Annotated in this window: 25 protein-coding genes and 8 tRNA genes; 25 read left to right on the forward strand and 8 right to left on the reverse strand. The window is 29.3% G+C overall.

The genetic code is table 11. The features are described from left to right. Position 1: 1 nt before the first annotated feature. Positions 2–802, reverse strand: coding sequence for a 30S ribosomal protein S2 (gene rpsB / locus FDK22_RS02575; protein WP_138151326.1), 801 nt, complete (start codon positions 800–802; stop codon positions 2–4). A 267-nt stretch (positions 803–1,069) separates the two neighbouring features. Beyond that, positions 1,070–1,738, reverse strand: coding sequence for a TVP38/TMEM64 family protein (locus FDK22_RS02580; RefSeq protein WP_138151327.1), 669 nt, complete (start codon positions 1,736–1,738; stop codon positions 1,070–1,072). A gap of 239 nt (positions 1,739–1,977) precedes the next feature. On the opposite strand from FDK22_RS02580, the gene FDK22_RS02585 reads away from it, so the two are divergent. The 5 genes from FDK22_RS02585 to FDK22_RS02605 all read left to right on the forward strand — a co-directional run bounded on the left by FDK22_RS02585 (position 1,978) and on the right by FDK22_RS02605 (position 5,331). Beyond that, a complete protein-coding gene (locus tag FDK22_RS02585) occupies positions 1,978–2,529 on the forward strand; it encodes a CD3072 family TudS-related putative desulfidase (RefSeq protein ID WP_138151328.1) in 552 nt (183 codons plus the stop codon). After that, positions 2,526–3,251: a transporter substrate-binding domain-containing protein gene (locus FDK22_RS02590; RefSeq protein ID WP_138151329.1), complete on the forward strand. Its 726-nt coding sequence runs from the start codon at positions 2,526–2,528 to the stop codon at positions 3,249–3,251. The genes FDK22_RS02585 and FDK22_RS02590 overlap by 4 nt, the downstream gene beginning before the upstream one ends. Beyond that, complete coding sequence (locus FDK22_RS02595) at positions 3,252–3,905, forward strand: amino acid ABC transporter permease (protein ID WP_138151330.1); 654 nt, start codon at positions 3,252–3,254, stop codon at positions 3,903–3,905. Positions 3,906–3,976: 71 nt separating this feature from the next. Then, positions 3,977–4,861 (forward strand): alpha/beta fold hydrolase, encoded by an 885-nt coding sequence (locus tag FDK22_RS02600; protein ID WP_138151331.1) that lies wholly within the window; start codon positions 3,977–3,979, stop codon positions 4,859–4,861. A 47-nt stretch (positions 4,862–4,908) separates the two neighbouring features. After that, a complete protein-coding gene (locus FDK22_RS02605) occupies positions 4,909–5,331 on the forward strand; it encodes a DUF2267 domain-containing protein (RefSeq protein ID WP_138151332.1) in 423 nt (140 codons plus the stop codon). 89 nt (positions 5,332–5,420) lie between these two features. On the opposite strand, the gene FDK22_RS02610 is transcribed toward FDK22_RS02605, so the two are convergent. Next, positions 5,421–6,398: an NAD(P)-binding domain-containing protein gene (locus tag FDK22_RS02610; RefSeq protein ID WP_138151333.1), complete on the reverse strand. Its 978-nt coding sequence runs from the start codon at positions 6,396–6,398 to the stop codon at positions 5,421–5,423. A gap of 238 nt (positions 6,399–6,636) precedes the next feature. On the opposite strand from FDK22_RS02610, the gene FDK22_RS02615 reads away from it, so the two are divergent. Genes FDK22_RS02615 through FDK22_RS15650 form a run of 6 tightly spaced genes read left to right on the forward strand, consistent with a single transcriptional unit; the run spans position 6,637 to position 11,430 of the window. After that, entirely contained in the window at positions 6,637–7,587 is a 951-nt protein-coding gene (locus FDK22_RS02615; RefSeq protein WP_138151334.1) for an AAA family ATPase, read from the forward strand. Positions 7,588–7,596: 9 nt separating this feature from the next. Then, a complete protein-coding gene (locus tag FDK22_RS02620; protein ID WP_138151335.1) occupies positions 7,597–8,430 on the forward strand; it encodes a DUF58 domain-containing protein in 834 nt (277 codons plus the stop codon). Then, a complete protein-coding gene (locus FDK22_RS02625) occupies positions 8,430–8,816 on the forward strand; it encodes a hypothetical protein (protein WP_138151336.1) in 387 nt (128 codons plus the stop codon). Before FDK22_RS02620 ends, FDK22_RS02625 begins: the two co-directional genes overlap by 1 nt. After that, a complete protein-coding gene (locus FDK22_RS02630; protein WP_138151337.1) occupies positions 8,809–9,723 on the forward strand; it encodes a vWA domain-containing protein in 915 nt (304 codons plus the stop codon). The genes FDK22_RS02625 and FDK22_RS02630 overlap by 8 nt, the downstream gene beginning before the upstream one ends. Position 9,724: 1 nt before the next feature. Further along, positions 9,725–10,453, forward strand: a complete 729-nt coding sequence (locus FDK22_RS02635) for a hypothetical protein (RefSeq protein ID WP_138151338.1) — start codon at positions 9,725–9,727, stop codon at positions 10,451–10,453. Between the two features lie 14 nt (positions 10,454–10,467). After that, positions 10,468–11,430 carry a hypothetical protein gene (locus FDK22_RS15650; protein ID WP_171012898.1) on the forward strand — a complete coding sequence of 321 codons (963 nt, stop codon included), beginning with the start codon at positions 10,468–10,470 and terminating at the stop codon, positions 11,428–11,430. On the opposite strand, the gene FDK22_RS02650 is transcribed toward FDK22_RS15650, so the two are convergent. The 5 genes from FDK22_RS02650 to ileS are packed head-to-tail and all read right to left on the reverse strand — an operon-like array spanning position 11,427 to position 16,408. After that, positions 11,427–12,710, reverse strand: coding sequence for a UDP-N-acetylmuramoyl-L-alanyl-D-glutamate--2,6-diaminopimelate ligase (locus tag FDK22_RS02650; protein WP_138151341.1), 1,284 nt, complete (start codon positions 12,708–12,710; stop codon positions 11,427–11,429). The two genes, FDK22_RS15650 and FDK22_RS02650, sit on opposite strands and share 4 nt — an antisense overlap. After that, complete coding sequence (locus FDK22_RS02655; RefSeq protein WP_138151342.1) at positions 12,688–13,284, reverse strand: hypothetical protein; 597 nt, start codon at positions 13,282–13,284, stop codon at positions 12,688–12,690. Before FDK22_RS02655 ends, FDK22_RS02650 begins: the two co-directional genes overlap by 23 nt. After that, positions 13,284–13,562: a NifU family protein gene (locus tag FDK22_RS02660; RefSeq protein WP_138151343.1), complete on the reverse strand. Its 279-nt coding sequence runs from the start codon at positions 13,560–13,562 to the stop codon at positions 13,284–13,286. Before FDK22_RS02660 ends, FDK22_RS02655 begins: the two co-directional genes overlap by 1 nt. Beyond that, positions 13,549–13,680 (reverse strand): hypothetical protein, encoded by a 132-nt coding sequence (locus FDK22_RS15875; protein WP_276309168.1) that lies wholly within the window; start codon positions 13,678–13,680, stop codon positions 13,549–13,551. The genes FDK22_RS02660 and FDK22_RS15875 overlap by 14 nt, the downstream gene beginning before the upstream one ends. 1 nt (position 13,681) lies before the next feature. Further along, positions 13,682–16,408, reverse strand: a complete 2,727-nt coding sequence (ileS, locus tag FDK22_RS02665; RefSeq protein WP_138151344.1) for an isoleucine--tRNA ligase — start codon at positions 16,406–16,408, stop codon at positions 13,682–13,684. 338 nt (positions 16,409–16,746) lie between these two features. Between ileS and FDK22_RS02670 the strand changes: the two genes are divergently transcribed. The 14 genes from FDK22_RS02670 to FDK22_RS02735 all read left to right on the forward strand — a co-directional run bounded on the left by FDK22_RS02670 (position 16,747) and on the right by FDK22_RS02735 (position 24,108). Beyond that, positions 16,747–18,105 (forward strand): FAD-dependent oxidoreductase, encoded by a 1,359-nt coding sequence (locus FDK22_RS02670; protein ID WP_138151345.1) that lies wholly within the window; start codon positions 16,747–16,749, stop codon positions 18,103–18,105. A gap of 43 nt (positions 18,106–18,148) precedes the next feature. Beyond that, on the forward strand, positions 18,149–18,658 hold the full coding sequence (locus FDK22_RS02675; protein ID WP_138151346.1) for a CinA family protein: 510 nt from the start codon (positions 18,149–18,151) through the stop codon (positions 18,656–18,658). A gap of 56 nt (positions 18,659–18,714) precedes the next feature. Then, a tRNA-Lys gene (locus FDK22_RS02680) sits at positions 18,715–18,790 on the forward strand. Positions 18,791–18,807: 17 nt separating this feature from the next. Continuing rightward, a tRNA-Glu gene (locus FDK22_RS02685) sits at positions 18,808–18,882 on the forward strand. Positions 18,883–18,892: 10 nt separating this feature from the next. Beyond that, positions 18,893–18,968 (forward strand) — tRNA-Val (locus FDK22_RS02690). Between the two features lie 64 nt (positions 18,969–19,032). After that, positions 19,033–19,107: transfer RNA gene (locus FDK22_RS02695), tRNA-Glu, on the forward strand. Positions 19,108–19,122: 15 nt separating this feature from the next. Next, positions 19,123–19,199: transfer RNA gene (locus tag FDK22_RS02700), tRNA-Asp, on the forward strand. A gap of 24 nt (positions 19,200–19,223) precedes the next feature. After that, a tRNA-Lys gene (locus FDK22_RS02705) sits at positions 19,224–19,299 on the forward strand. A 1-nt stretch (position 19,300) separates the two neighbouring features. Continuing rightward, a tRNA-Val gene (locus tag FDK22_RS02710) sits at positions 19,301–19,376 on the forward strand. A gap of 12 nt (positions 19,377–19,388) precedes the next feature. Next, positions 19,389–19,465: transfer RNA gene (locus tag FDK22_RS02715), tRNA-Asp, on the forward strand. Positions 19,466–19,559: 94 nt separating this feature from the next. Continuing rightward, entirely contained in the window at positions 19,560–21,143 is a 1,584-nt protein-coding gene (locus FDK22_RS02720; protein WP_138151347.1) for a sensor histidine kinase, read from the forward strand. After that, positions 21,124–21,786 carry a response regulator transcription factor gene (locus FDK22_RS02725; protein ID WP_138151348.1) on the forward strand — a complete coding sequence of 221 codons (663 nt, stop codon included), beginning with the start codon at positions 21,124–21,126 and terminating at the stop codon, positions 21,784–21,786. Before FDK22_RS02720 ends, FDK22_RS02725 begins: the two co-directional genes overlap by 20 nt. A 177-nt stretch (positions 21,787–21,963) precedes the next feature. Further along, positions 21,964–22,218 carry a DUF4212 domain-containing protein gene (locus FDK22_RS02730; RefSeq protein ID WP_138151349.1) on the forward strand — a complete coding sequence of 85 codons (255 nt, stop codon included), beginning with the start codon at positions 21,964–21,966 and terminating at the stop codon, positions 22,216–22,218. Positions 22,219–22,230: 12 nt separating this feature from the next. Next, the gene (locus tag FDK22_RS02735; RefSeq protein WP_138151350.1) at positions 22,231–24,108 is read left to right on the forward strand and encodes a sodium:solute symporter family protein; all 1,878 of its coding nucleotides are present in this window, start codon (positions 22,231–22,233) and stop codon (positions 24,106–24,108) included. Position 24,109: the final 1 nt, after the last annotated feature.

Here is a 24,109-nt window from a genome sequence, read left to right on the forward strand (position 1 = left end):
ATTATGCTTCCTCTGTTGTTTCTTCAGTTTCTACTGCTTCAGATTCACCTTCAGCTACTGCTTCAGCCACTACTTCTGCTTGCTCTTCTTCAGATACTGGTGCTTCTTCTCCAGTTTCTTCAGCTAATGCAGCTCTACCCTCTAACATAGCTTCAGCCATTTCGTTACAGAATAATTGAATTGATCTAATAGCATCGTCATTTCCTGGAATTGGTAAATCAACTACATCCGGATCACAGTTTGTATCTAAAGGAGCTACAACTTTGATTCCTAATCTTCTTGCTTCTTGGATAGCAATTTTTTCTTTAACTGCATCTAGAACGAACATCATATCTGGTAATTTATTCATCTCTTTGATTCCACCAAGATATAATTCTAATTTTTCTTCTTTTCTAGTAAGCATTAAAGCTTCTTTTTTAGTTAAAAGATCTAATTGACCTTCTTCTCTCATTTTTTTAATAACTTCTAATTTTCTAATTGATTTTTTAATTGTTCCATAGTTAGTTAACATTCCACCTAACCATCTGTGGTTTACATAAGGCATTCCACATTTGATAGCTGCATCTTTAACTGCTTGAGAAGCTTGTTTTTTTGTACCAACAAAAATCATAGTCTCACCTTGAGCAGCTGCATCTCTAACTACATTATATGTATATCTGAAATATCTTAACGTCTTTTGTAAGTCGATAATATAAATATTTTTTCTAACACCAAAAATGTATTTTTTCATTTTTGGATTCCATCTTCTTGTTTGGTGTCCGAAGTGTACACCACACTCTAGTAGGTCTTTCATTGTAACCATAGTTTTTCCTTGTTTTTTTATATGTTTGTCTTCTTTTTCAACACAAGAATAAATCTTGCTAAAAAGAACCAAAACCTAAAGAGAACAACGTGTTGTTCTTTTAAGTAAACGTATCTGGGTTTAGCCTCTGTGCCCCTTAATGGCAAGTACAATTTACTTGTCACAACCCATACCAGGATTGACACATGTGAGGTTTCTATTTAAAATAGAGTCGTGATTTTATCTAAAATAGCTTTAATTAAGCTTTAAGTAAGTTTGTTTAAAGAATTAAATTTTTTGATTTTTTAATTTTATTTTGTTTGCTTTTAAAAATATCATCCACAAAAACCAAAAACTTATAGTAATACCAATGGCACCATAAATTGCAGGTATAGGATTTTCTAAATCACTTATTGAGCCAGCATATGCAATTACAGATAAATATGGTATTGTTCCCAATGACCAAGCAATGAAAAATCTTTTTATTGACATACTGCAAGTTCCTGCTAAACAAGCTGAAATCTCCGGAAGCATAGGTACTGCTCTTGATAAAATTAGTACAAGGATTCCATGTTTATTAAATAAATCTTTCATTTGCTCAATTTGTTCTTGGTCTGACGTTAATCTATTTAAAATTTTTAAACCATATTTTCTTGACAAAAAATACCCAGTAAAAGAAGCCAATAAAAGCCCAAAAAAGGTGTATAAAAATGCTAATTCAAACCCTAAAAAATACCCTGCAAGAATTATTACTGTCATTGTAGGTACTGCAATAAATAAATCTACTAAAAGTAAAAATACAATCAAAAAGCCTAAAATATATGATGGTTGAGATTTTAAAACTTCAAAAACCTCTTTTATATCAGAAACAGTCAATATTCCACTAAATTTTATTAAAATTAAAGTTGATGTGAAAATTAACATTAAAATTAATACACTTTTAATAAGAAGTCGCATCTTTTACCCATTTATTTTTTAAATTAAGGAAGATTATTAAAAGTGGATTTAATATCAACTTGATAAAATATATTAATATAAAAAATATATTAATGAGTCATTAATTTAACTAGTATTAAGTTTTTATTAACTAAAATTCTATATTCTAAAATTAAGCAAGTTCCAAGGGTTGGAACGACAACATAGCTTTTCTTGTCAACACTGCTTTTTAGGAAAACTTATATTTATTTGAGGTTTTCATGAATCGAAGCAAAAAAATCATTCTTTTAAGTCATTGTATACTTAATTCTAATGCAAAAGTTTATTCCTTAGCGAATTATAGCGGGTGTATATCTGAACTTATTACTTCTTTATGTGATAAAGGTTACGGAATTTTGCAATTACCATGTCCAGAGATGCTAACCTGTGGGGTTAATAGATGGGGAATGGTAAAAGAACAATGCGATACAGCAATATATAAAAAACAATACAAAAAAATGCTACTTCCTATTATAAATCAATTAATTGATTATAAAAATAATGGATATGAAATAAAAGGCTGCATTGGTATAGATGGAAGTCCAAATTGTGGCATAAATAAAACCTGCAGAGCTGATTGGAAAGGGGAGATAGATAAATTTTTTGATTTAGAAAAAAAGTTAAACTCTTTACAAACAGTGAATGAAGCAGGCATTTTTATGGAAGTGTTTTTTAAATTACTTAAAAAGAACAATTTAGAGTTATCTTTTTTTGCTTTAGATGAAGAAAATCCAACAGCCTTAGTTAAGGCTATACAAAAGGAACTTTTATGAAAAAATTTTTTACAGGCTTATTGTTAACATTTGGTATATTTGCAAATGCTCAACAAGATGTTATTACAGTTGGTTTATGTGCAGCGTATCCACCATTTGAATCAAGAGATGAAAAAAGTGGAAATATTGTTGGTTTTGATATCGATTTAGCAAATGAAATTGGTAAAATCATTGGTAAAAAAGTTGAAATTAAAGATGCAGAGTGGCAAGCTCTACTTGGTGGACTTAAAAATGACAACTATGACATTATATTAAGTGCTATGAGTAGACAAGAAGCTGGTGAAAACAATGTAAATTTATCAGATACTTATTACTTACTAAATGATGTATTAATAGTAAAAAAAGATAATAATAAAATCAATTCACAAAAAGATTTAGCTGGTAAAACTGTTGGTGTTCAACTTGGAAGTGGAAGTGAACAAGTTGTTGATAAATTAAATGGACTTGGGAAAGTAGCTAGATATAACTATAATCCAGAAGCATTTTTAGATTTGAAACACAATCGTATTGATGCTGTTGTTGTTGGGTATGCTTATGCATTAAATCAAAAAGATTTTAATAATGAATATAAAATTGTTGATAAACTAGCACCGGCAGAATTAGTTGTTGTTATGAAAAAAGGGAAAGATGATTTAACAAAACAAGTTAATGAGGCTTTAAAAACTTTAAAAGATAACGGTACATACGATAAATTAATTAACAAATGGCTGGCAGTAAAATAAGTGAATTTTAGCGCTGTCTTTGATAACTTGGGGTTTCTTTTAGAAGCCTCATGGCTTACAATTTATCTCTCTTTTGTATCTTTTGTAATTGCACTATTTATTGGTGTAATTGTGGGTACACTAAGAAGCTTAAAGACAAACTACTTTATTAAATTTTTAATCAGCTCATATATTGAAATTTTTAGGGGAACACCTTTACTTATTCAACTATTTTTTATATATTATGGCCTACCACAAATTGGTATTACAATGTCAAGTCATCAAGCTGCTATTATAGGTTTGTCTTTAAATTTTGGTGCATATATGGCTGAAATTGTTAGAGCTGGAATTCAAGCAATACCAAAAGGACAATATGAGGCTTCAAATTCCTTAGGACTTAGCAAAATTCAGATGTTTATACATATAATCTATCCGCAAGCATTTAAAATAGTCTTACCTCCACTTACAAATACCTATGCATCTATTTTAAAAGATAGTTCACTAGTTTCAGTTCTTTCAATAACTGAATTAACAAGAGCAGGTCAACTTATATATGTACGAACTTATGAACCTTTTGAAATATATTTAACACTTGGAGTTTTTTATTTTATAATGACATACACAATAGCAATTTTCTCTAAACATTTAGAACGAAAAGTTAATAGAACTAAATAAAACCACAGAATTCAATCCATAGTTTTGTACTTTTTATGATTTTTAAGTAAAATTTTCCAAAAAGGATTTTTATGCTTTTTAATCAAACTTTTAAAGAAGAAAAAATCAAATTTGATAATAGTGAAATCAATTTCTTACATGGAGGAAAAGGTGAAGCTCTTTTATTAATACATGGCTTTCCTCAAACCCATACAATGTGGCACAAAGTTGCCAAAGAACTTGCTAAAAAATATTATATTGTTTGTCCTGATTTAAGAGGTTATGGTGATAGTTTCAAACCTATAGGCTTAAAAGACCACTCAAATTATTCAAAAAAAGTTATGGCAAAAGATATGATTAATGTAATGGATTATTTAGGATTAAAAAAATTTTATGTAGCAGGTCATGATAGAGGTGCTAGAGTTGCCCACAGGATTTGCTTAGATTATGAAGAAAAAATTTTAAAAGCATGTTTTATGGATATAGCCCCCACATACCATATGTTTGAAAATACAAATCAAGCTTTTGCTACGGGATATTATCATTGGTTTTTTCTTATTCAGCCAGATTATCTACCTGAAAAAATGATAGGTGATGACCCAGCATATTATTTAAAAGAAAAACTTAAAAGATGGAGTGACAAAGATATAGCCTTTGAAGAAAAGTTTGATGATAAGGCAATAAATGAGTATATAAGATGTTATGATGAAGCTTCAATCCATGGAAGCTGTGAAGATTATAGAGCGGCAGCATCAATCGATATGATAGATGATGAAAAGACAAGAAATAGGAAATTAAATACCCCATTATTGGTTTTGTGGGGAGAGAAAGGTTTTGTAAATAAAACCTATGATGTAATTAAAATTTGGCAAGATTATGCAAATAATGTACAAGGAAAGACACTGCCTTGTGGACATTTTTTACCTGAAGAAAAACCCAATGAAGTAATTGATGAATTAAAAATTTTTTTTAATTAATTTTGATAATATAATGACAATATACAAATAAATTATTAGGAGCCAATTTGCCAGTACCACCTGAATATAGAGTAGCCCAACAAGTTTTTGAGTCATTTATGAAAGATGCTGCTATTGAATGCAATGTTCAAACTACCCATATGGTATATAATATTGTTGTAGGTGTATTTCATACATTTAGAAGAAGACTTGCATTTAAAGAAGCCATAGAATTTGCATATGTACTTCCTCCCTTAATACTAGCTTTATTTATTGCTGAATGGGATGTGGAAGAGAAACAAGTGCCATTTAAAGATAGAGAAGAGATGACTAAAGAGGTAAAATCTGTAAGACATGAACACAATTTTTCACCAGATACAGCAATTATTAATGTTGCTACTGCATTGAGAAAACATGTTAATATAAGAGACTTCGATAACTATTTATCAAAACTTTCAAAGGAAGCACAAGATTATTGGAATACGAAATAAATATTATGAAATCTACTTATTTATTAGAATATTTTTCTTCCCTAATACCAAAGCTTGAAAATAGGGAAGAAAATTAAAGTATATTTTATTTATGCACTTATTGCATGGTGTATTTCATTTTCATAAGCACAATCTTTAATAATATTGTATCCATGATTTAATGCTAAAGCAATTGAACCACCAATATCACCTGCAATATCACCTGCTAAATAGATACCTTCTGAATTTAAATTATGTTCATCAACAACTGGTTTATCCTGTTCATCTAAAAGAACACTACAATTTTTTAAGAACTCTTTTGGTGTCATTCCACCTAAAGCATAAATTATCCTATCATATTTTTTAATTTCTCCATTTGTATAAAACACTTTAAACTGTCCATCTTCATCTTCAAGTTTTTCAATATCAACTCCAAGCATAAGTTTAATCTCACCATCTTGGGCACAATCCATTAGATTTTTCACATTTTTTGGATTTGCTTTTGTTATCTCCTCACGTCTGTAATTAAAAGTAACTATATTATCTTGATGGATAAAATATGCATATTCACATGCACTATCTCCACCACCAACAACTAAAACTTCTTCATTTCCTTTACAGTCTGCTATTGTATGATTTGCTTTTTTTCTAAGAGTTGATGGTATTTTATAACTTGGTTTATTAGGTTTTGCCATTTTACCAATTGCAACAACAATATTTTTTGCTAAATACATCTCTTTATTTGTAGTAATGATTTTATATAAATTACCATATTTTTTAACCCTAGAAACTTCCGTATTAAATTTTGCATTTATAAGGTTTTTTTCTAAGGCATCATCAAAAAGGTCTAAAGTACTCTCTTTAGTTCCATCTTCAAAATCTATATGTCCTTTAAGGTCTACTTCTATCCCTTTCCAGTCTTTATCAACTGGCTTATTGTCATTAAAATATTTTCTGATAGTATCTGAGTGATTATCACTCTTTTCTAAAACCAAAATATTTTTTAAACCAAAAATCACAGCTTCACATGAAGTTGCGATTCCTGCAGGTCCGGCACCAATAACGGCTATGTCATAAATTCTATTCATGTCATCCTCCTAAAGGGTGGTTCTTTTTTAAGAACAGTTACCAATACTACAATTATTAAAAAGTAGTAAAACCTATTAATCATTTTTTTGATTATACACCCTATAAAAAATTAAATAGGATAATTTTTGTCTACTTTTTAATCATATCTTTTAAAATTACTTTTTATAAACTATTTATCTTTTTGCTTTTAAATTTTCCTTTTGATAAAATACGCTCAATTAATAAAAAAGAGAACTAATGGATAACAACATAATTTCAAATATAAAAAATGAGATTTCAAAAGTAATAATTGGTCAAGGTGATATGGTTGATGCCATATTAATTGGACTTTTAACAAATGGTCATATTTTATTAGAGGGAGTTCCAGGCCTTGCTAAAACAACAACAGTTAAAACTGTAGCAAATGTAATTGATTTAAACTTTAAAAGAGTCCAGTTTACACCTGATTTATTGCCAAGTGATATTATTGGTGCTCAAATTTATGATATGAAAACGGGTGAATTTAAAATAAAAAGAGGTCCAATTTTTACAAACCTTTTATTAGCAGATGAGATAAATAGAGCCCCTGCAAAAGTTCAATCAGCCCTATTAGAAGTTATGCAAGAAAGGCAAGTTACTATTGCAGATGATACTTTTTTAGTAGAAGCACCATTTTTAGTACTAGCAACACAAAATCCTATAGAACAAGAAGGAGCTTATTCTTTACCTGAAGCGCAACTTGATAGATTTATGTTTAAAATAGTGGTAGGATACAATTCAAAAGAGGAAGAGTATGAAATAGCAAAAAGAGTTTCAGCAAATGAGATTCTTGAAATGAATAAGGTTATTGATAAAAACACTTTAAGGGATTTAAAAAAAGAGGTTTTAAAAGTTCATATAGATAAAGAGCTTGAAGAGTATATTGTTGATATTATTTGTGCAACAAGAGAACCTGAAAACTATAATTTAGAAGAGATAAAAGATTATATTCAATTTGGGGCAAGTCCAAGGGCAACTATTGATATGTTTAAAGCAGTAAAAGCTATGGCCTTTATAAGAGGAAATGATTATGTAAGTCCAATTGATATTGCTTTAGTTGCTAAAAATGTTTTAAGACATAGAATAATCTTAAGTTATGAAGCTGAAGCTATGGATATAAAAGTTGATGATTTAATTCAAAAAATTTTAGAAAAAATTGATATCCCATAATAGTTAGATATGAATTATCACCTAAAAAAAATACTTATTAAAACAAGAAGAAATATCTTTTCAGAAATTATTGGAAATAACTCATCTTTATTAAAAGGTGAAGGTTATGATTTTATGGAATTAAAAGAGTATGAATATGGTGAAGATGTAAAAAAAATTGATTGGGTTATAAGTGCTAAATTTAGAAAACCCTATGTAAAAGTTTTCCATGCCCAAAAAGAACTAAATATAAATATAATTCCAATTTTAAATGGTTCTATGTATTTTGGTTCAAAAAGATTTAAACAAGATTTATTAACTGAAATTTGTGCTATTTTAGGATATTCCTGTGTAAAACAAAGTGACCCATTTAGCTCTTTTATAGCAAATGAAGAATTACAACTTTGTACAAAAAAATCAAAAAGAAATTTTTCAGTTGATTTAATGTGTGATAAGATATTCAACTATCCAAGTTTAGGACAAAATCTAAGTTATAAAAATATTTGTAATGAACTTCTTAGAAAAATCAGAAAAAAATCTATCATCTTTTTAATAGGTGATTTTTTAAATATAAAAGACTTAGATTTAAGAGTTTTAAGTAGAAAGCATGAAATTATATCAATAATATTAAGGGATCCCTTTGAAGAAAATCCTTTTGAATTAGGAAATGTAAATCTTGTAGACCCAAGTACAAATAAAACATTCGAAGGGATATTGGATAAATCTACAATTTTAAAATATAAAAAAGAGATAAAAAATAATGACCATCTTCTATATGAACATTTTCAAAAGTGTGGAATAAAATTTATAAAAATATACACAAATGAAGACCCTTTACCTAAACTATTAAGGTTAATGAAATAATGAATGAAATTGAAATACATGATATAAAAAAACTCGTTGAGATTCCCGATTTTTCATTATATATCTATTTTACCCTGTGGATTTTAGGTGTAATCTTGTTTTTTATATTTATTTTTTTACTTTATAAATATTTCAAATATAGAAAAAAAGATAAAAGAAAACACTATTATAAAACATTAAAAGAATTAGATTTAAATGATTCTAAAAATAGTGCCTATGTTATTACAAAATATGCAAGACTATTAGCAATTAGCCCAAGGGATAAAAAACTATCAGATGAACTTATTGAAGAGTTAGAATCTTTTAAATACAAAAAAGAAGTTGCACCTTTAAGTGATGAAGTAAAGATTTTATTTGGTAGATTTATGGATAATGTAGATGTTTGATTTTTTTACTGATTTACGTTTTGAATTTCCTTTCTTTTTAGTTTTAATACCTATATTTATAATTTGTTCAATATATTGTAAAGCAAAAATCCCAACATATATAATTCCCCATTTAGAAATATTTGAAAATAGTAAACACAAAAGTACTTTATTAATTAATCTATTAAAATATTTTGTTGTTATTGGCTCTGTTATAGCTCTTAGTTCACCCTATAAACAATTAAACACCCAAATTATAAAAAATGATGGTATAGATATAGTTTTAAGTTTAGATACAAGTGGCTCTATGAAAGAGTTAGGATTAAACAAAGAAAATCATAATGAAGATAGATTTACAGTTGTAAAAGATATTGTGAAAGATTTTCTACCTAAAAGAGTCAATGATAATGTTGCAATTGTAGTTTTTGGAACTTCAGTTATGATGGCAACTCCCCTTAGTTTTGACAAAGAAGCTCAGAAATCAATAATTGATTACTTAGAAGTTGGTATTGTAGGGGACAAAACAGCTATGATTGATTCCCTTGCAACATCAGTTAAGGTTCTAAAATCTTCAAAGGCAAAATCTAAAATCATAATATTACTTAGTGATGGTGAAGATAATTCAAGTACTATCCCTTTAGAAGTGATTATAAAACTATTGAAAAAATACTCAATAAAAGTTTATACAGTAGGAATTGGAAAATCTAATAGGATTATGCTAAATGCTATTGCAAAACAAACAAGTGGTAAATCATATATTGCCTACACCAAAGAGGACTTAAGTTTAATATATCAAGAGATTGATAATTTGGAAAAAAGTAAGATAGAAAACAATAAAGTCACATTAAAAAATTATTTATTCTTTTTTCCATTATTTTTTGCTATTATTTCACTGATACTTTATATATATTTAAAAAATAGGCAATAAAATGGCAAAAATTAGTAAAGAATTAAATTCAATTTTAAATGAAAATAAAGACCCAGTTGAGGAAAATCATTCACCTTTAAATTTTATTTTATTATTAATTCTTGCTGTTATTGCAATCTATTTTGCAGTGATGTATTTTGATATAAAAAATGAAAAAACAAATTCAAATGATACACAAAAATACAAAAAAATTATAAAAGAAAATGTTGTATTAAATGAAGATAATAAAAGAATCAAAAAAGAGCTTGATGAGCTAAAAATAAAGAAAATTGCAATAAAAGATACTCAAGAGTTAGAAAAACTAAAAAAAGAAAATAAACAATTAAAAATTAAAATTGAAAAACTTAACAATAATCAACAAAATAAGAATTTTAAGCAACTTTACTTTAGTGAAAACTCGAAAGTCTTAAAGTGTTATGAATATGAAAGTGCATCAACAACTATTCCAAGTGTTTGTTCTAATAAATTTGAAAGTTTTTTAAATGAAAACCAAAAAGCTTTAAGATTTCAAGTTATTCCTGTTTTAAGTTCAAAGGATATAAAAGCCTTTGAAAAATTTGACGAAAACACTCAAGACCTACTACTAAATGGCGTATCTACTAAAAGAATTTCTGAACTTTTATGGGAAATGAAAAAAATTCTAGGAAATGATATAATATTAACTTCAAATAGCTATTATGTAAAATCGAAGCAAGATAATAGTGGATTTATATTAAAGGCTTATTATTAATAACAGGACAATTGATGCAAAAAAATAAAGAAGAACAGTTAAAAGAGGCTTTGACAAATACTTTAAGTACAGAAGATATTCAAAAAAAATTAAAAGAAGAAACAAAAAATATAAAAGAAACAAGAGAAAAAGAGGAACAAGAAACAAAAGAAGTTGAGAAAAAAGAAAAAAAAGAAGAACCAAAGGAAAATAAAACAACAGAAGAAGTTAAAATCCCTTTTATAAAAGACAAAGAACATAACGAAGAAAAAGAATCAAATCTTTTACTTTATCTAGTTTCTACAGTTGCTGCTTTACTTTTAATATTAACAATATATCTATTTACAAGTGACAACTTCAATACAAAAACAGTACAAATTCAAACTGCAGATACACAAGAGCCAAAAACAAATGAGATTAAGCAAGTTGTTAAAGAGGAACTTAATAAAGTTGTAAAAGAAGTTGAAAATGAAATTGAAAAAAAGAGTGAAAAAGAAGAACACTTTAAAACAATTGATAATAAGCAAAATGAGCCAAAAGAGATTATAAAAACAGTAGTTCAAAAACAAATTGTCGAAAAAGAGGTTATATTAGAAAAAGGTAATTTCAAAAAGTTCTATAACTCTTTAAAATTTAATACTTTAAAATGCTACGATTTTAAGAAAGCTAACTCTAAACCTGATGAAACATGTATAAAACAACTTAAAGCTTTTTTAGATAAAAATAAAGATGCAATTAGGTTTGAAGTAATACCTGTAATGTCAAAAGAAGATAATCAATTATTTGAAGGGATGAAAAAAGTTTTAAGTAATGATAACAAAAACTATGTTGAAAAAGTAAAAGAGTACATGTTAAGGGGACTTTCTAGGGAAAGAGTTCTTGAAGTATCTTGGAAGATAAAAGAGATTTTAGGTGAAGATATAGTTTTAACACCTACAAACTATTATGTAAAATCAAAAGAGAATAATAAAGGGGTTTTAATAAGAGCATATCATTAAATATGCTTTAAAACCTCTTCTTTATCAACAAGAGGAAATTTCTTATCATAAATTATTTGATATGGCTCATCACCTTTTCCTAAAATTAAAACCACACTATTAGGGTTTTCTTTCCCTAAATCTATAGCTTTTCTAATAGCTTCTTTTCTGTTTATTTCAATTATTAGGTTATCTTTATTTTTAATCCCCTTACAAATATCTTCAATAATTAAATCAGGGTCTTCAAATCTAGGATTATCACTTGTTACAATAATAGTTTTTGCAAAATTAGAAGCTACTTGTCCCATAAGAGGTCTTTTTTCTTGATCCCTATCTCCACCTGCTCCAAAAACTACAATGATATCTTTGTGATTAAAGCTTTGTAAAACTTCTTTCATACCATCAGGAGTGTGTGCAAAATCAACAATAACAAAAGGCTCTTCACTTATAGTTTCCATTCTTCCACTAACCCCTGCAAAATTATCAACTACTTCACAAATCTCTTCAAGATTTTTTTCACTTACAATATCAACTGCAGCAACTGCAGCTAAAAGATTATAAATATTGAAAATACCCATCATAGGAGATGAAAATGAGTACATATCCTCAATTTTTGAAAACATAACGTTCATACCATTTTTAAATGAGTAAGCCGATACATTATATGTTGATGGATTTTCCATACCATAAGAGTATCCATTTTTAGGATTAAACTTAACCACGGGGTCATCTTTATTAATAAGTTTTTTTGTTTCATCACTTAAAAAAGAGTTCTTTACATTGATATATTCTTCAATACTTTTATGATAATCTAAATGATCTCTAGTGATGTTTGTATGAATTTTTAGTTCAAACTCTAAACCTTCAATTCTTTTTTGCTCAATTGCATGGGAACTTACTTCCATAACAAAATATTCGCAAGCCTTATCCATAGCTTTTTTTATATGTGCAAAATTTCCAAGTTGAACCGGAGTAGTAAGGGTATAATCTTCCATTTTTTCATCATTTATGAAAAACCCTCTAGTTCCTTGTAAAGCAACTTTATAGCCAAGGTCAAGAAGTATTGAATATATAGCTGCTGCTGTTGTAGTTTTTCCATTAGTTCCAGTTATACCAATAACCTTGATACTACTCATGTCAAGATGATTTTTTAAATCTTTAGCTTCAACAAACTCTTTACATCCATTTTGTTTTGCAGATTCAACAAACTTCTCATTTTGTTTTGAAATAACAAATATTTTTGATTCATCAACCTCTTGTGAATTATCAGTATAAATCTTATTGTTTATGGTTAGTTGCAAATTTTTTCTCTTCTAATTTTTTATATAACTCTTCTATTTTAGTATCATAGGCAAAATACTCATTGAAACCATCTAAATATGAATATGCTGTACTATTAAAATCATTATCAATTAATCTATTAACAAAATCAAAAAAATCCTCTTTTGATTCAATTGCAACTTTTGTAGAAAACATTATATCTTCAAAAGCTATTTTAAAAGAACCACGAGATTCAATCAATTTTTTAAAATCTTCATATCTAATCGCATCTAGATTATCAATTGTCGAACTTGTTAAATCTGAGAGAATTTCCATCATCTTATCGACATCACCATCATATGCATTTATTGTATCTTCTACATAAGAAAGTGCTTCTTCAATATTTTCATTCTTAGCAACACTAAAATAATCAAATAAAGACAAAGCTTTTTCTTCATCTTCACTTGCAATATCACAGAATAAGGCATAAACTGGATATTCTCTATTGCTTGGAAAGTTTGATGATAGTTGTGAATATAGAAATAAAGCCTTATCAAATTTCCTTTCAAGAAAAAATGAATTTGCTTCATTCAATAATCTACTCTCATTTATCATTAAAGCTCCTGTAAATTTTTTTCCATTCCTTGAGGAACATTTACTATTTCCAATTCAGGATGGATTGCTGATTTTAATTCTTTCTCAACTATAAATTTTAAAGTACTTGAACTAGCACTACAACCAACGCAAGCACCTTGTAATTGTATAAATACTCTTCCATTAATTATATCTAAAAGTTGAATAGCTCCACCATCACGTGCTAGCATAGGTGCTATTTTTTTTTCAACAATTGAACTAACTGGTGGTCTTAGATCTTCATCGCTAAATGGCATCATCTTTTTCTTTTACCTCTTTTGCTTTTTTATTTACATAAACTATTCCAATAGCAGTGAAAAGTAATATCACTGCTATTGTAGAAAAAATAAATGTTAATGTAACTTCTTGTTCAAACATATTAATTTAATACTTCTTCACATCTTGAACAAAGTTCTTCTTCACTTTTTGAAGTAAACTTCCAACATCTAGGGCACTTAGCATCTTTTGCACGTGCAACAGTGAATTTAACATCTTCAATTTCAAAACTTGCTAAAACATCTTCTTGCGCTTCACTTGTAATAGAACTAACCAAGAACCAATCTTCAGCTTCAACTCTTTCTAAATCTAAGATATCTTTTGAAGTAGTATAAATTTCTAACTCTAAAGTTGATTTAATAACTTTTTCTTTTTTAAGTGTATCAATAGCTTCACTAAACTTTTCTTTAGCTAATAATAAAATCTCTTCATTAAGATTGCTTTCAACTTCAGGAAGTTCAACCCTATCAAAATCAAAGATATCTTTTGCCTCACCTTTTATAAATGATGGAGCATATTCAATCAATTCATCCATTGTATAAGTTAATATACATGCAATAGTTGAGATTAATTTTTTAAGGATAATTGCCATTGCACTTTGAGATGCAATTCTATGAATATCATTTTTATCATCACAATATAATCTATCTTTACATACATCTAAATAGATACCTGATAAATCAACAACTAAGAAGTTATTTAATTTATTTAAACCTTTAGAATATTCATAAATAGAAAATGCTGCTTCAATCTCATCAAATGTTTTTTTAGCTTTATTTAAAACCCACTTATCTAGTGGTCCCATTTTATCAATTGCTACAATCTCTTCAAGGTCACTAACATTTGCAAGTAAAAATCTTGCTGTATTTCTAATCTTTCTATAAAGCTCAGCATTTTGTTTTAAGATATTATCAGAAATTTTTAAATCTGATTGATAATCACTCATTGCAACCCATAATCTTAAAATTTCACTTCCATACTGCTTCATAACTTTTTCAGGTGCAACAACATTACCTTTAGATTTAGACATTTTTTCACCCTTTTCATCAACAGTGAATCCATGTGTTAAAATCGATTTATAAGGTGCTATTTCAGAAGAAGCTAGAGTTGTTAAAAGTGAAGATTGGAACCAACCTCTGTGTTGGTCACTTCCTTCTAAATACATATCAGCTGGGAATGTACCTGCATCATAATTTCTACTTCTTAAAACAGCATTTTGAGTTGAACCAGAATCAAACCATACATCTAAGATATCCATTGTTTTTTCTAGATCATCAGGGTTTAATCCACTTCCTGGATATAATAATTCAGAAATCTCTAAATCATACCAAGCATCACAACCTTTTTGTTCAAAAATCATTGCAGTATAGTTTAATACTTTTTCATCAAAAATGATTTCATCAGTCTTTTTATTTCTAAAAAATGCAATAGGCACACCCCAGTCTCTTTGTCTTGAGATACACCAATCAGGACGTCCTTCTAACATAGATTTTAATCTATTTCTTCCCCACTCTGGGTAGAAAGTTAAATTATTTACTACATCTAAGGCATTTTGTCTTAATGTTTTGTTTTGCTCACCATACTCATCATCAATAGAGATAAACCATTGTTTAGTTGCTCTAAAAATAATTGGTTTATGAGTTCTCCAACAATGTGGATATGAGTGTCTAATATCAACATGTTTTAATAAAGCTTCACCTAACTCTTCTAAAATCATTGTATTTGCTTTAAATACATGAACACCTAAATATTTATCAGTATCATTAAATAGTTTTTCTCTAACAATAGTTTCATCATATTTACCTTCAGCATCAACAGGCATTAATACATCAAGTCCATATCTTAAACCTACTTTATAGTCATCCTCACCATGACCAGGAGCTGTATGAACGGCACCTGTACCAGCATCCATTTCAACATGTTCACCTAAAATGATTTTTGATTCTCTTCCATTTAAAGGATTAATTGCATGAGTGCCTTCTAATTCTTTTGGATTAACTGATTCTACTATTTCACCAGAAATTACTTCTTGCTCAACTAAAGAGTTATAAAGTTTACGTGCAACGATAAATTTATCTGAAGTTAATACATATTCCTCTTCACCATTTAAAGCAATACCTGTATTTGCAGGTAGTGTCCAAGGAGTTGTTGTCCAAATAATTACGCTTGCATCTAACTTTTCATGTTTAAATGCAACAAAAATAGATGGAGAAGTTTTATCTTCATATTCAACTTCAGCTTCAGCTAGTGCAGTTTGAGCTGCCCATGACCAATAAACAGGTTTACTTCTTTGAACTAATAAACCTTGTTTTGCAATTGCACAAAGTTCTCTATAAATATTTGCTTCAAATTTAAAATCCATTGTAAGGTATGGATTATCCCAGTCACCTGTTACACCAAGTTTTTTAAACTCATCTCTTTGAATATCAATAAATCTAGAAGCATGAGCTCTACATAACTCTCTAATTTTTGATTTAGGAAGTTCTTTTTTCTTTGTCGACCCAATTTTCTCTTCAACTTTTTGTTCAATTGGAAGACCATGACAATCCCAACCTGGAACATATCTAACTGATTTACCATTAAAATAGTGGTATTTAACAATTATATCTTTTAAGATTTTATTTAATGCATGTCCAATATGAATATGACCATTTGCATATGGAGGACCATCATGAAGTGTAAAAGAGTCTTTCCCTTTTCTATTATCTTTCATTCTGTCGTAAACTTTATTTTCATCCCAAAGCTCGTATCTCTTTGGCTCATTCTGAGGTAAATTCCCTCTCATTGGGAATTTTGTATTTGGTAATAGTAAACTATCTTTGTAATCCATTATTTAATACCTTAAATTGTATTTTGTTCTTAATTCTATAAATCGCAGATTATATCTAATAGTTAGTTAAGTTAAGTTTATAAAGTTTTATACTCAAAACTTTATAGCCATGTACAAAAATTGTACAAAATAAAAATTAATGTTAAAATATACATAAAATTGTTTCATTTGTACACATATTGTGTATAAGTTTAATTGAGGAAAAATGAACAAAATGTTACTATAACGCATAATTTTAGCATTAAAAGAAAATTGAATTAACCTTCTTAGTAAAATTACTCGATATTCTGCTAAAATCATCTTTGAAATCAAAAATATGTACAACAGGGACGGTATAGATGGATACTAAACATTATGAAGTAGTTATTGTAGGTGGTGGTATTTCAGGTGCTGCTTTATTCTATGAACTAGCAAGATATACAGATGCAAAAAGTATTTGTATGTTAGAAAAATATGAAGATTTAGCAACTTTGAATTCAAAAGGGACTAGTAATTCTCAAACAATTCACGTTGGTGATATTGAGACTAACTATACACTTGACAAAGCAAAAATTACAAAAAGAACAGCAAATATGATTGTTAAGTTTAACTTAATGAGAGGGTTACAAGATAAAATTATGTTTGCTCATCAAAAAATGGCATTAGGTGTTGGGGATAAAGAAGTTGAATTTATTAAAAATAGATATGAAGAATTTAAAGAACTTTTCCCTTATTTAGAATTATGGGATAAAGAGAAATTAAGAGAACTTGAGCCAAAACTTGTTTATGCAGATAAAGAGCAAACAAAAGATAGACCTGAACCAATCATTGCAATGGGAACACAAAGTGAATATACTACTGTTGACTTTGGTGCAATGACAAAAGAGTTAGCAAAAGCTGCACAAGAAGAAGAAGCAAAAACTGATATTTTTTATAATGCAGAAGTTGAAGAGATAGAAAGAGTTAATGGTAAATTTAAATTAACTACTACTAGTGGTTCAGTATTCACTGCTGATTTTGTTGTTGTAAATGCTGGAGCACATTCATTATACTTAGCTCATAAAATGGGTTATGGTAAACATATGGGTTCTTTATCAATGGCAGGATCATTTTATATTACAAGTGGTGAATTTTTAAATGGTAAAGTATATATGGTACAAAATCCAAAATTACCATTTGCTGCATTACACGGTGACCCTGATATTCTTTGTGATGGTAAAACTAGATTTGGACCTACAGCTTTAGCTTTATTAGTTCTTGAAAGATATAAAGGTATTTTTAAATCTTTTGGTCAATGTTTAAAAACAATGAATATCGATGGAAATACAATTAAAATTTTCTGGGATTTATTAAAAGATTCAGATATTAGAAATTATGTATTTAGAAACTTCTTATTTGAAGTTCCTGGAATAAACAAAAAACTATTTGTAAAAGATGCTAGAAAAATTGTTCCATCTCTAAGTGTAGATGATATTGAATATGCAAAAGGATTTGGAGGAGTTAGACCACAAGTTCTTAATAAAGATGAACAAAAACTAATGCTTGGTGAAGCATCAATTAACCCAGGTGATGGAATTTTATTTAATATGACACCATCTCCAGGAGCAACATCATGTTTAGGAAATGCAGAAAGAGATATTAAACACGTTTGCGAACATTTAAATTTAACATTTGATGAAAAGAAATTTAAAGAAGAATTAACAGACGATCAAGAATAATATGTATAAGGAATCTTCCTTATACATTATATAAAGAGTATAAATGCAAGAATCTCAATTTATGACACAAAAAGAACTTCTATTACTACAAAACCTTCTAAGAGAGAATAAAAAGACTATAACAACTGCTGAAAGCTGTACAGGTGGATTAGTTGCTTCAATGATTACAGAGATCTCTGGTTCTTCTGATATTTTTAATGGAGCAATAGTTAGTTATTCAAATAAAATAAAATCACAAGAGCTAAATGTTAAAGAATCAACCTTAGATGAACATGGAGCAGTTAGTATTGAAGTTGTAGATGAGATGTTAGAGGGTGTAATAAAAAAATTTGATGCAAATTATGCTATAGCAATAAGTGGAATTGCAGGTCCAAATGGAGGAACAAAAAATAAGCCAGTTGGTACTGTTGTAATTGGGGTATGTGATGAAAATTTAGAGAAAAATATTGAGATTTGCCACTTTGAAGGAAGTAGAAAAGAGGTGCAAATTCAAAGCGCAAAATACTCTTTGAAAAAAATTTTAAAATTTTTTCAAAAAACCCTTGACAAATAAAAAATAAATCAGTATACTTCCACTCCAATTTAACTAAAGCGGTTAAATTAAAGAGCGACCCGTTAGCTCAGCTGGTAGAGCATCTCCCTTTTAAGGAGGTGGCCGAAGGTTCGAATCCTTCACGGGTCACCATTTTTTATATTGATATTGGCCCCTTCATCTAGCGGTTAGGATTCATGGTTTTCATCCATGCCACAGGAGTTCGAGTCTCCTAGGGGTCACCATCATATAAAAGGTCGATTAGCTCAGTTGGTAGAGCGCTACCCTTACAAGGTAGATGTCACAAGTTCGAGTCTTGTATCGACCACCATGAATTTAAAAAGTGTACTAGATGTACAGTTTTTAAAGAACTAAAAATTTATTGTCTATTAAATGGCCCCTTCATCTAGCGGTTAGGATTCATGGTTTTCATCCATGCCACAGGAGTTCGAGTCTCCTAGGGGTCACCATTTATGTATAAGTGTGCGGTTGTAGTTTAGTTGGTTAGAATGCCTGCCTGTCACGCAGGAGGTCGCGAGTTCGAGTCTCGTCAACCGCGCCACTTTTATATATTTATTTCATGAGCGACCCGTTAGCTCAGCTGGTAGAGCATCTCCCTTTTAAGGAGGTGGCCGAAGGTTCGAATCCTTCACGGGTCACCATGGTCGATTAGCTCAGTTGGTAGAGCGCTACCCTTACAAGGTAGATGTCATAAGTTCGAGTCTTATATCGACCACCATTCAAAAATGTTGCGGTTGTAGTTTAGTTGGTTAGAATGCCTGCCTGTCACGCAGGAGGTCGCGAGTTCGAGTCTCGTCAACCGCGCCATTTACTTTTATTTATTTCCCCCCCCTTGCAGTTTATATGTTTTTTATTTATATTTTGTTATTCTAATTTAATTATTAATTAGGGCGTTGCAATTATGATTAAGGCAAAATCGTTATATCACTTGATTTTATATAGTATTATTTTTATTGTAATACTAACCTCTTCATTTACTTTTATTATTATTGAAAATGCCTTTGATGAGTTCCAAGAAAAAATTGAAATTATAAAAAATGATCATGCTAGTAAGAAAAAAGAACTTATTAAAGAAGATATAAAAAAAACACTAAAATTTATAGAATATTACCATAAGAAATTTAAAGGTATAAAACCAGAAGAAGAGATTAAAAGTGATTTATTAAATGCCATAGAGCTAATGAGAGATACTAAAGATGTAAATGATTATATTTTTGTATATGACTTTGATGGTACCCTACTATACTATCCAATATCAAATGTAAAGATTGGTCAAAACCTATATGAATTTACAGATCCCTCAGGTAAAAAAGTTATCAAAGAAATAATTGAAGTTTCACAAAAAAAAGAGGGTGGATTTGTACAATATATATGGTATAAACCAGTAATAAAAGATGATGCCTTAAAAATATCATATGCCCTTTCATATAAACCTTGGAATTGGACAATAGGTACAGGAATTTATCTTGATGAGATTGAAGAGATTGTAAAACAAAAGAAAATTGAATACGATGAAAAAATATCAAACTATATTTTACAAATCTTATCTTTAACAATAATGTTAGTTTTATATTCTATATTTATTTATAAAAATGCAACACTATTAATTGTAAACGATGTAAAAGAGATAGGTAAGTATTTTAAAGAAACCCAAACAAATGATACTAGAATTAATCAAGATAGGCTTATATTTGGTGAATTTAAAGTAATTGCTAACTATGCCTATGATGCAATGCATAATATAAAAGATAAAACACATATGTTAGAAGATTTAAATAAAAATCTTCAAGAAACAGTTGAACACCAAACAAAAGAATTAACTTATCTAATTGAATCTCAAAAAAAGTTTTTAAAAAACTCAGTTCATGAGGTAAACACTCCACTAGCAATTATAAGAACAAATATTGACCTTCTTAAAATGCATACTCCAGATAATAAATATATCTCGAATATTGAAAGTGGTGCAAAAATAATTCAGTATATTTATGATGACCTATCATATTTAATTAAAAAAGATAGAGTTGAGTACCCAAAGGAGTATATTAACTTCTCTGAATACTTAAAAGAAAGATTAAACTTTTTTGATGGAATTGCCATTGCAAATGATTTAGAGTTTATTAATAATATTGATGAAGATATTTATATTAAATTTAATAAAACAGAACTACAAAGAATAGTTGATAATAATATTTCAAATTCAATAAAATATTCATATGCAAAATCGGGAATTTATATAAGACTGACTTATTTTAATGATGAGTATGTAGAGTTTAGTGTAAAAACAAATTCTGACAAAATTGAATCAACTGATATGATTTTTGATGATTTTTATAGGGAAAACAATTCTAGAGGTGGCTTTGGATTAGGATTGAGAATTGTAAAAGAGATATGTGATAAGAATTTAGTTATAATTAATCTGGATTCTAACGATAAATATACAAAATTCACTTATAGGTTTAAAATAAATGAAGATATTACTTCTTGAAGATGAATTAATGCTTAATAATGCAATTTCAGAGTATCTGAAAAATATTGGGCATATGGTAGAAAGTTTCACAGATGGTGAAGATGTTGTTAATACAGTTGACATGAGTTTCGACTTACTTATTCTTGATATTAACGTTCCAAAAAAAGATGGCTTTGAGATACTTCAGGAATTAAATGAAAAGAAAATTTATATTCCAACTATTTATATTACAGCTTTAAATGATATAGAAGATATTACAAGAGCTTATGACTTAGGTTGTAGAGAATATATAAAAAAACCTTTCCATTTAGAAGAGCTTGGTATTAAAATCAATCAAATACTTAAAAAAGATCAAAGTAACACTTCTCATATTAGATTTTCTGAAAACTATTCTTATTCAAAAGATAAGCAAACACTATATTTTAATGGTGAACCACAAACATTAACAAAAAAACAACTAGAAATTATTCATATCTTAGCACTTAATATTAATATGATTGTTGACTTTGAAAGATTTAGAATTGACATCTGGAGAGGTGAAAATATTGACAATCCAACAATAAGAGCAGAGATTTCTAGGTTAAAAAAAGCATTAAAAGAAGACTTTATCAAAAATATTAGAGGTCTTGGCTATAAAATTGACAGATTTTATTCAGCATAACAAATCCCACAAATAGGCTATTTTAAAGCCTATTTGCTACTCTATTCCTACGTTTAAAAAAAAATTTCTAAAAAATATATTTATTGCTACGCTTTTGCAACCTTAAGCTATTAAACTTTCAATGTTGAATGACTAAAGAGATTAATCTTTTTAGTGAACTTAAAAAAGGAGTACTATATGAGTCCAGAAAAAGCTCAGGCTTATTGGAAAGAAAATATTTCAACAATTCTTAAACTATTAGTAGTTTGGTTTGTTGTTTCGTATGGGTGCGGTATTATATTCATTAATGAATTAAATACTATCGAAATTAGTGGTGTTAAATTAGGATTCTGGTTTGCACAACAAGGTTCTATCTATGTATTCGTTGCATTAATTTTCGTTTATGTGAAATTAATGAACGGTATTGATGAGAAATACGGCGTTCACGAGTAAAAGGGAGTGGGAATGGAATTACAATCATTAATTTATTTATTCGTAGGTATTTCTTTTGCAATCTACATTGGTATTGCACTTTGGGCAAAAGCTGGATCTACTAAAGATTTCTATGTTGCTGGTGGTGGGGTTCACCCAGTAGCTAATGGTATGGCGACTGCTGCAGACTGGATGTCAGCTGCATCATTTATTTCACTTGCTGGTATTATCTCATTTAGTGGTTCTTTTGGTGGTGCTTACTTAATGGGTTGGACTGGTGGATACGTTCTACTTGCTATGTTACTAGCTCCATACTTAAGAAAATTTGGTAAATTTACAGTACCTGATTTCGTTGGTGATAGATATTATTCAGATACTGCAAGACTTGTTGCGGTTATTTCGGTTATCTTTGTTTCGTTCACATATGTTGCTGGACAAATGAGAGGTGTTGGTATCGTATTCTCAAGATTCTTACAAGTTGATGTAAACACTGGTGTACTTATTGGTATGGGTGTTGTATTCTTCTACTCAGTTCTTGGTGGTATGAAAGGTATTACTTATACTCAGGTTGCACAATATGTTGTTATGATTTTTGCTTATATGATTCCAGCAATCTTCATTTCATTACAAGTTACTGATACATTCTTACCACAATTAGGATTATTCGGATCAACTACATTTGCATTCCATGATGGAGTTAAAGTTATTCCTGAAGGAACTTATCTGTTGCATGCATTGGATACCGCAGTTACTGACTTAGGGTTTAGTGCATATACTAATCCAGGTAACTTAACAAATATGTTCTTATTAACAGTTGCATTAATGCTTGGTACTGCTGGTCTTCCACACGTTATCGTTAGATTCTTTACAGTTCCAACTGTACAAGATGCAAGAAGTTCTGCTGGTTGGGCATTAGTATTTATTGCAATCATGTATACAACTATTTCTTCAGTTGCTGCATTCTCAAGATTAAACTTAATCAAGAATGTACAAAACGTAGAATATAAAGCGTTTGTTGCTGGTGAAGTTAAACATGCAGATGGAACTCCAAATAATGGTAACTGGTTCAAAACTTGGGAACAAGGTGGACTATTAGCTTGGACAGATAGAAATGGTGATGGCAAAATTCAATATGCTCCAGGTGCAGCATTTGATGGAGCTAAAGGTAAACCACAATTTGATGGAACTAATGTTGGACCAAACGGAGAGAGAGCGACTACGAATGGTAAACCAGCTGAAAATTCTGGAAAAATTGAAAATGAGCTTTATGTTGATAGAGATATTATGGTACTTGCAAACCCAGAGATTGCAAACTTACCTAACTGGGTAATTGCATTCATCGCAGCTGGAGGTCTTGCAGCAGCATTATCAACAGCAGCAGGTCTATTACTTGTAATTGCTTCAGCAATTTCACACGACTTAATGGGTCAAGTAATCTTTAAAGATAAGACTACTGGTAAGTCTACTTTAAATGAGAAAACAGAGTTAATGTGGGCAAGAATCTCAGCAATCGCTGCAATTTGTGTAGCTGGTTACTTAGGTATCAACCCTCCAGGTTTCGTTGCACAAGTTGTTGCATTAGCATTCGGTATTGCTGCGGCGGCATTCTTCCCAACAATTATCCTTGGGGTATTTGACAAGAGAATGAACAAAGAAGGTGCGATTGCAGGTATTCTTGTTGGTCTTTTATCAACTGTTGGATATGCTTGGTACTTTATCTGGGGAGGAGGAACACCTGATGGTTACTTCCTAGGAATTGCTCCTGCATCATTCGGTACAGTTGGTACAATCTTACACTTAGTGGTTGCGCTAATAGTATCTAGAATGACTCCTGAACCTCCACAAGAGATTCAAGATCTAGTAGAATCTATTAGATTACCTAACAATGCTGGTGAGGCACACGATCACTAGA

It is taken from the genome of Arcobacter arenosus, assembly GCF_005771535.1.
In the GTDB taxonomy this organism is placed as follows: domain Bacteria; phylum Campylobacterota; class Campylobacteria; order Campylobacterales; family Arcobacteraceae; genus Halarcobacter; species Halarcobacter arenosus.

Bases quoted from the DNA above. Each gene is read 5' to 3' on its own strand.
- rpsB (WP_138151326.1), bottom strand. From the start codon at position 802: ATGGTTACAATGAAAGACCTACTAGAGTGTGGTGTACACTTCGGACAC.
- FDK22_RS02580 (WP_138151327.1), bottom strand. From the start codon at position 1,738: ATGCGACTTCTTATTAAAAGTGTATTAATTTTAATGTTAATTTTCACA.
- FDK22_RS02585 (WP_138151328.1), top strand. From the start codon at position 1,978: ATGAATCGAAGCAAAAAAATCATTCTTTTAAGTCATTGTATACTTAAT.
- FDK22_RS02590 (WP_138151329.1), top strand. From the start codon at position 2,526: ATGAAAAAATTTTTTACAGGCTTATTGTTAACATTTGGTATATTTGCA.
- FDK22_RS02600 (WP_138151331.1), top strand. From the start codon at position 3,977: ATGCTTTTTAATCAAACTTTTAAAGAAGAAAAAATCAAATTTGATAAT.
- FDK22_RS02610 (WP_138151333.1), bottom strand. From the start codon at position 6,398: ATGAATAGAATTTATGACATAGCCGTTATTGGTGCCGGACCTGCAGGA.
- FDK22_RS02615 (WP_138151334.1), top strand. From the start codon at position 6,637: ATGGATAACAACATAATTTCAAATATAAAAAATGAGATTTCAAAAGTA.
- FDK22_RS02620 (WP_138151335.1), top strand. From the start codon at position 7,597: ATGAATTATCACCTAAAAAAAATACTTATTAAAACAAGAAGAAATATC.
- FDK22_RS02625 (WP_138151336.1), top strand. From the start codon at position 8,430: ATGAATGAAATTGAAATACATGATATAAAAAAACTCGTTGAGATTCCC.
- FDK22_RS02630 (WP_138151337.1), top strand. From the start codon at position 8,809: ATGTTTGATTTTTTTACTGATTTACGTTTTGAATTTCCTTTCTTTTTA.
- FDK22_RS02635 (WP_138151338.1), top strand. From the start codon at position 9,725: ATGGCAAAAATTAGTAAAGAATTAAATTCAATTTTAAATGAAAATAAA.
- FDK22_RS15650 (WP_171012898.1), top strand. From the start codon at position 10,468: ATGCAAAAAAATAAAGAAGAACAGTTAAAAGAGGCTTTGACAAATACT.
- FDK22_RS02655 (WP_138151342.1), bottom strand. From the start codon at position 13,284: ATGATAAATGAGAGTAGATTATTGAATGAAGCAAATTCATTTTTTCTT.
- FDK22_RS02660 (WP_138151343.1), bottom strand. From the start codon at position 13,562: ATGATGCCATTTAGCGATGAAGATCTAAGACCACCAGTTAGTTCAATT.
- FDK22_RS15875 (WP_276309168.1), bottom strand. From the start codon at position 13,680: ATGTTTGAACAAGAAGTTACATTAACATTTATTTTTTCTACAATAGCA.
- ileS (WP_138151344.1), bottom strand. From the start codon at position 16,408: ATGGATTACAAAGATAGTTTACTATTACCAAATACAAAATTCCCAATG.
- FDK22_RS02670 (WP_138151345.1), top strand. From the start codon at position 16,747: ATGGATACTAAACATTATGAAGTAGTTATTGTAGGTGGTGGTATTTCA.
- FDK22_RS02675 (WP_138151346.1), top strand. From the start codon at position 18,149: ATGCAAGAATCTCAATTTATGACACAAAAAGAACTTCTATTACTACAA.
- FDK22_RS02720 (WP_138151347.1), top strand. From the start codon at position 19,560: ATGATTAAGGCAAAATCGTTATATCACTTGATTTTATATAGTATTATT.
- FDK22_RS02725 (WP_138151348.1), top strand. From the start codon at position 21,124: ATGAAGATATTACTTCTTGAAGATGAATTAATGCTTAATAATGCAATT.
- FDK22_RS02730 (WP_138151349.1), top strand. From the start codon at position 21,964: ATGAGTCCAGAAAAAGCTCAGGCTTATTGGAAAGAAAATATTTCAACA.
- FDK22_RS02735 (WP_138151350.1), top strand. From the start codon at position 22,231: ATGGAATTACAATCATTAATTTATTTATTCGTAGGTATTTCTTTTGCA.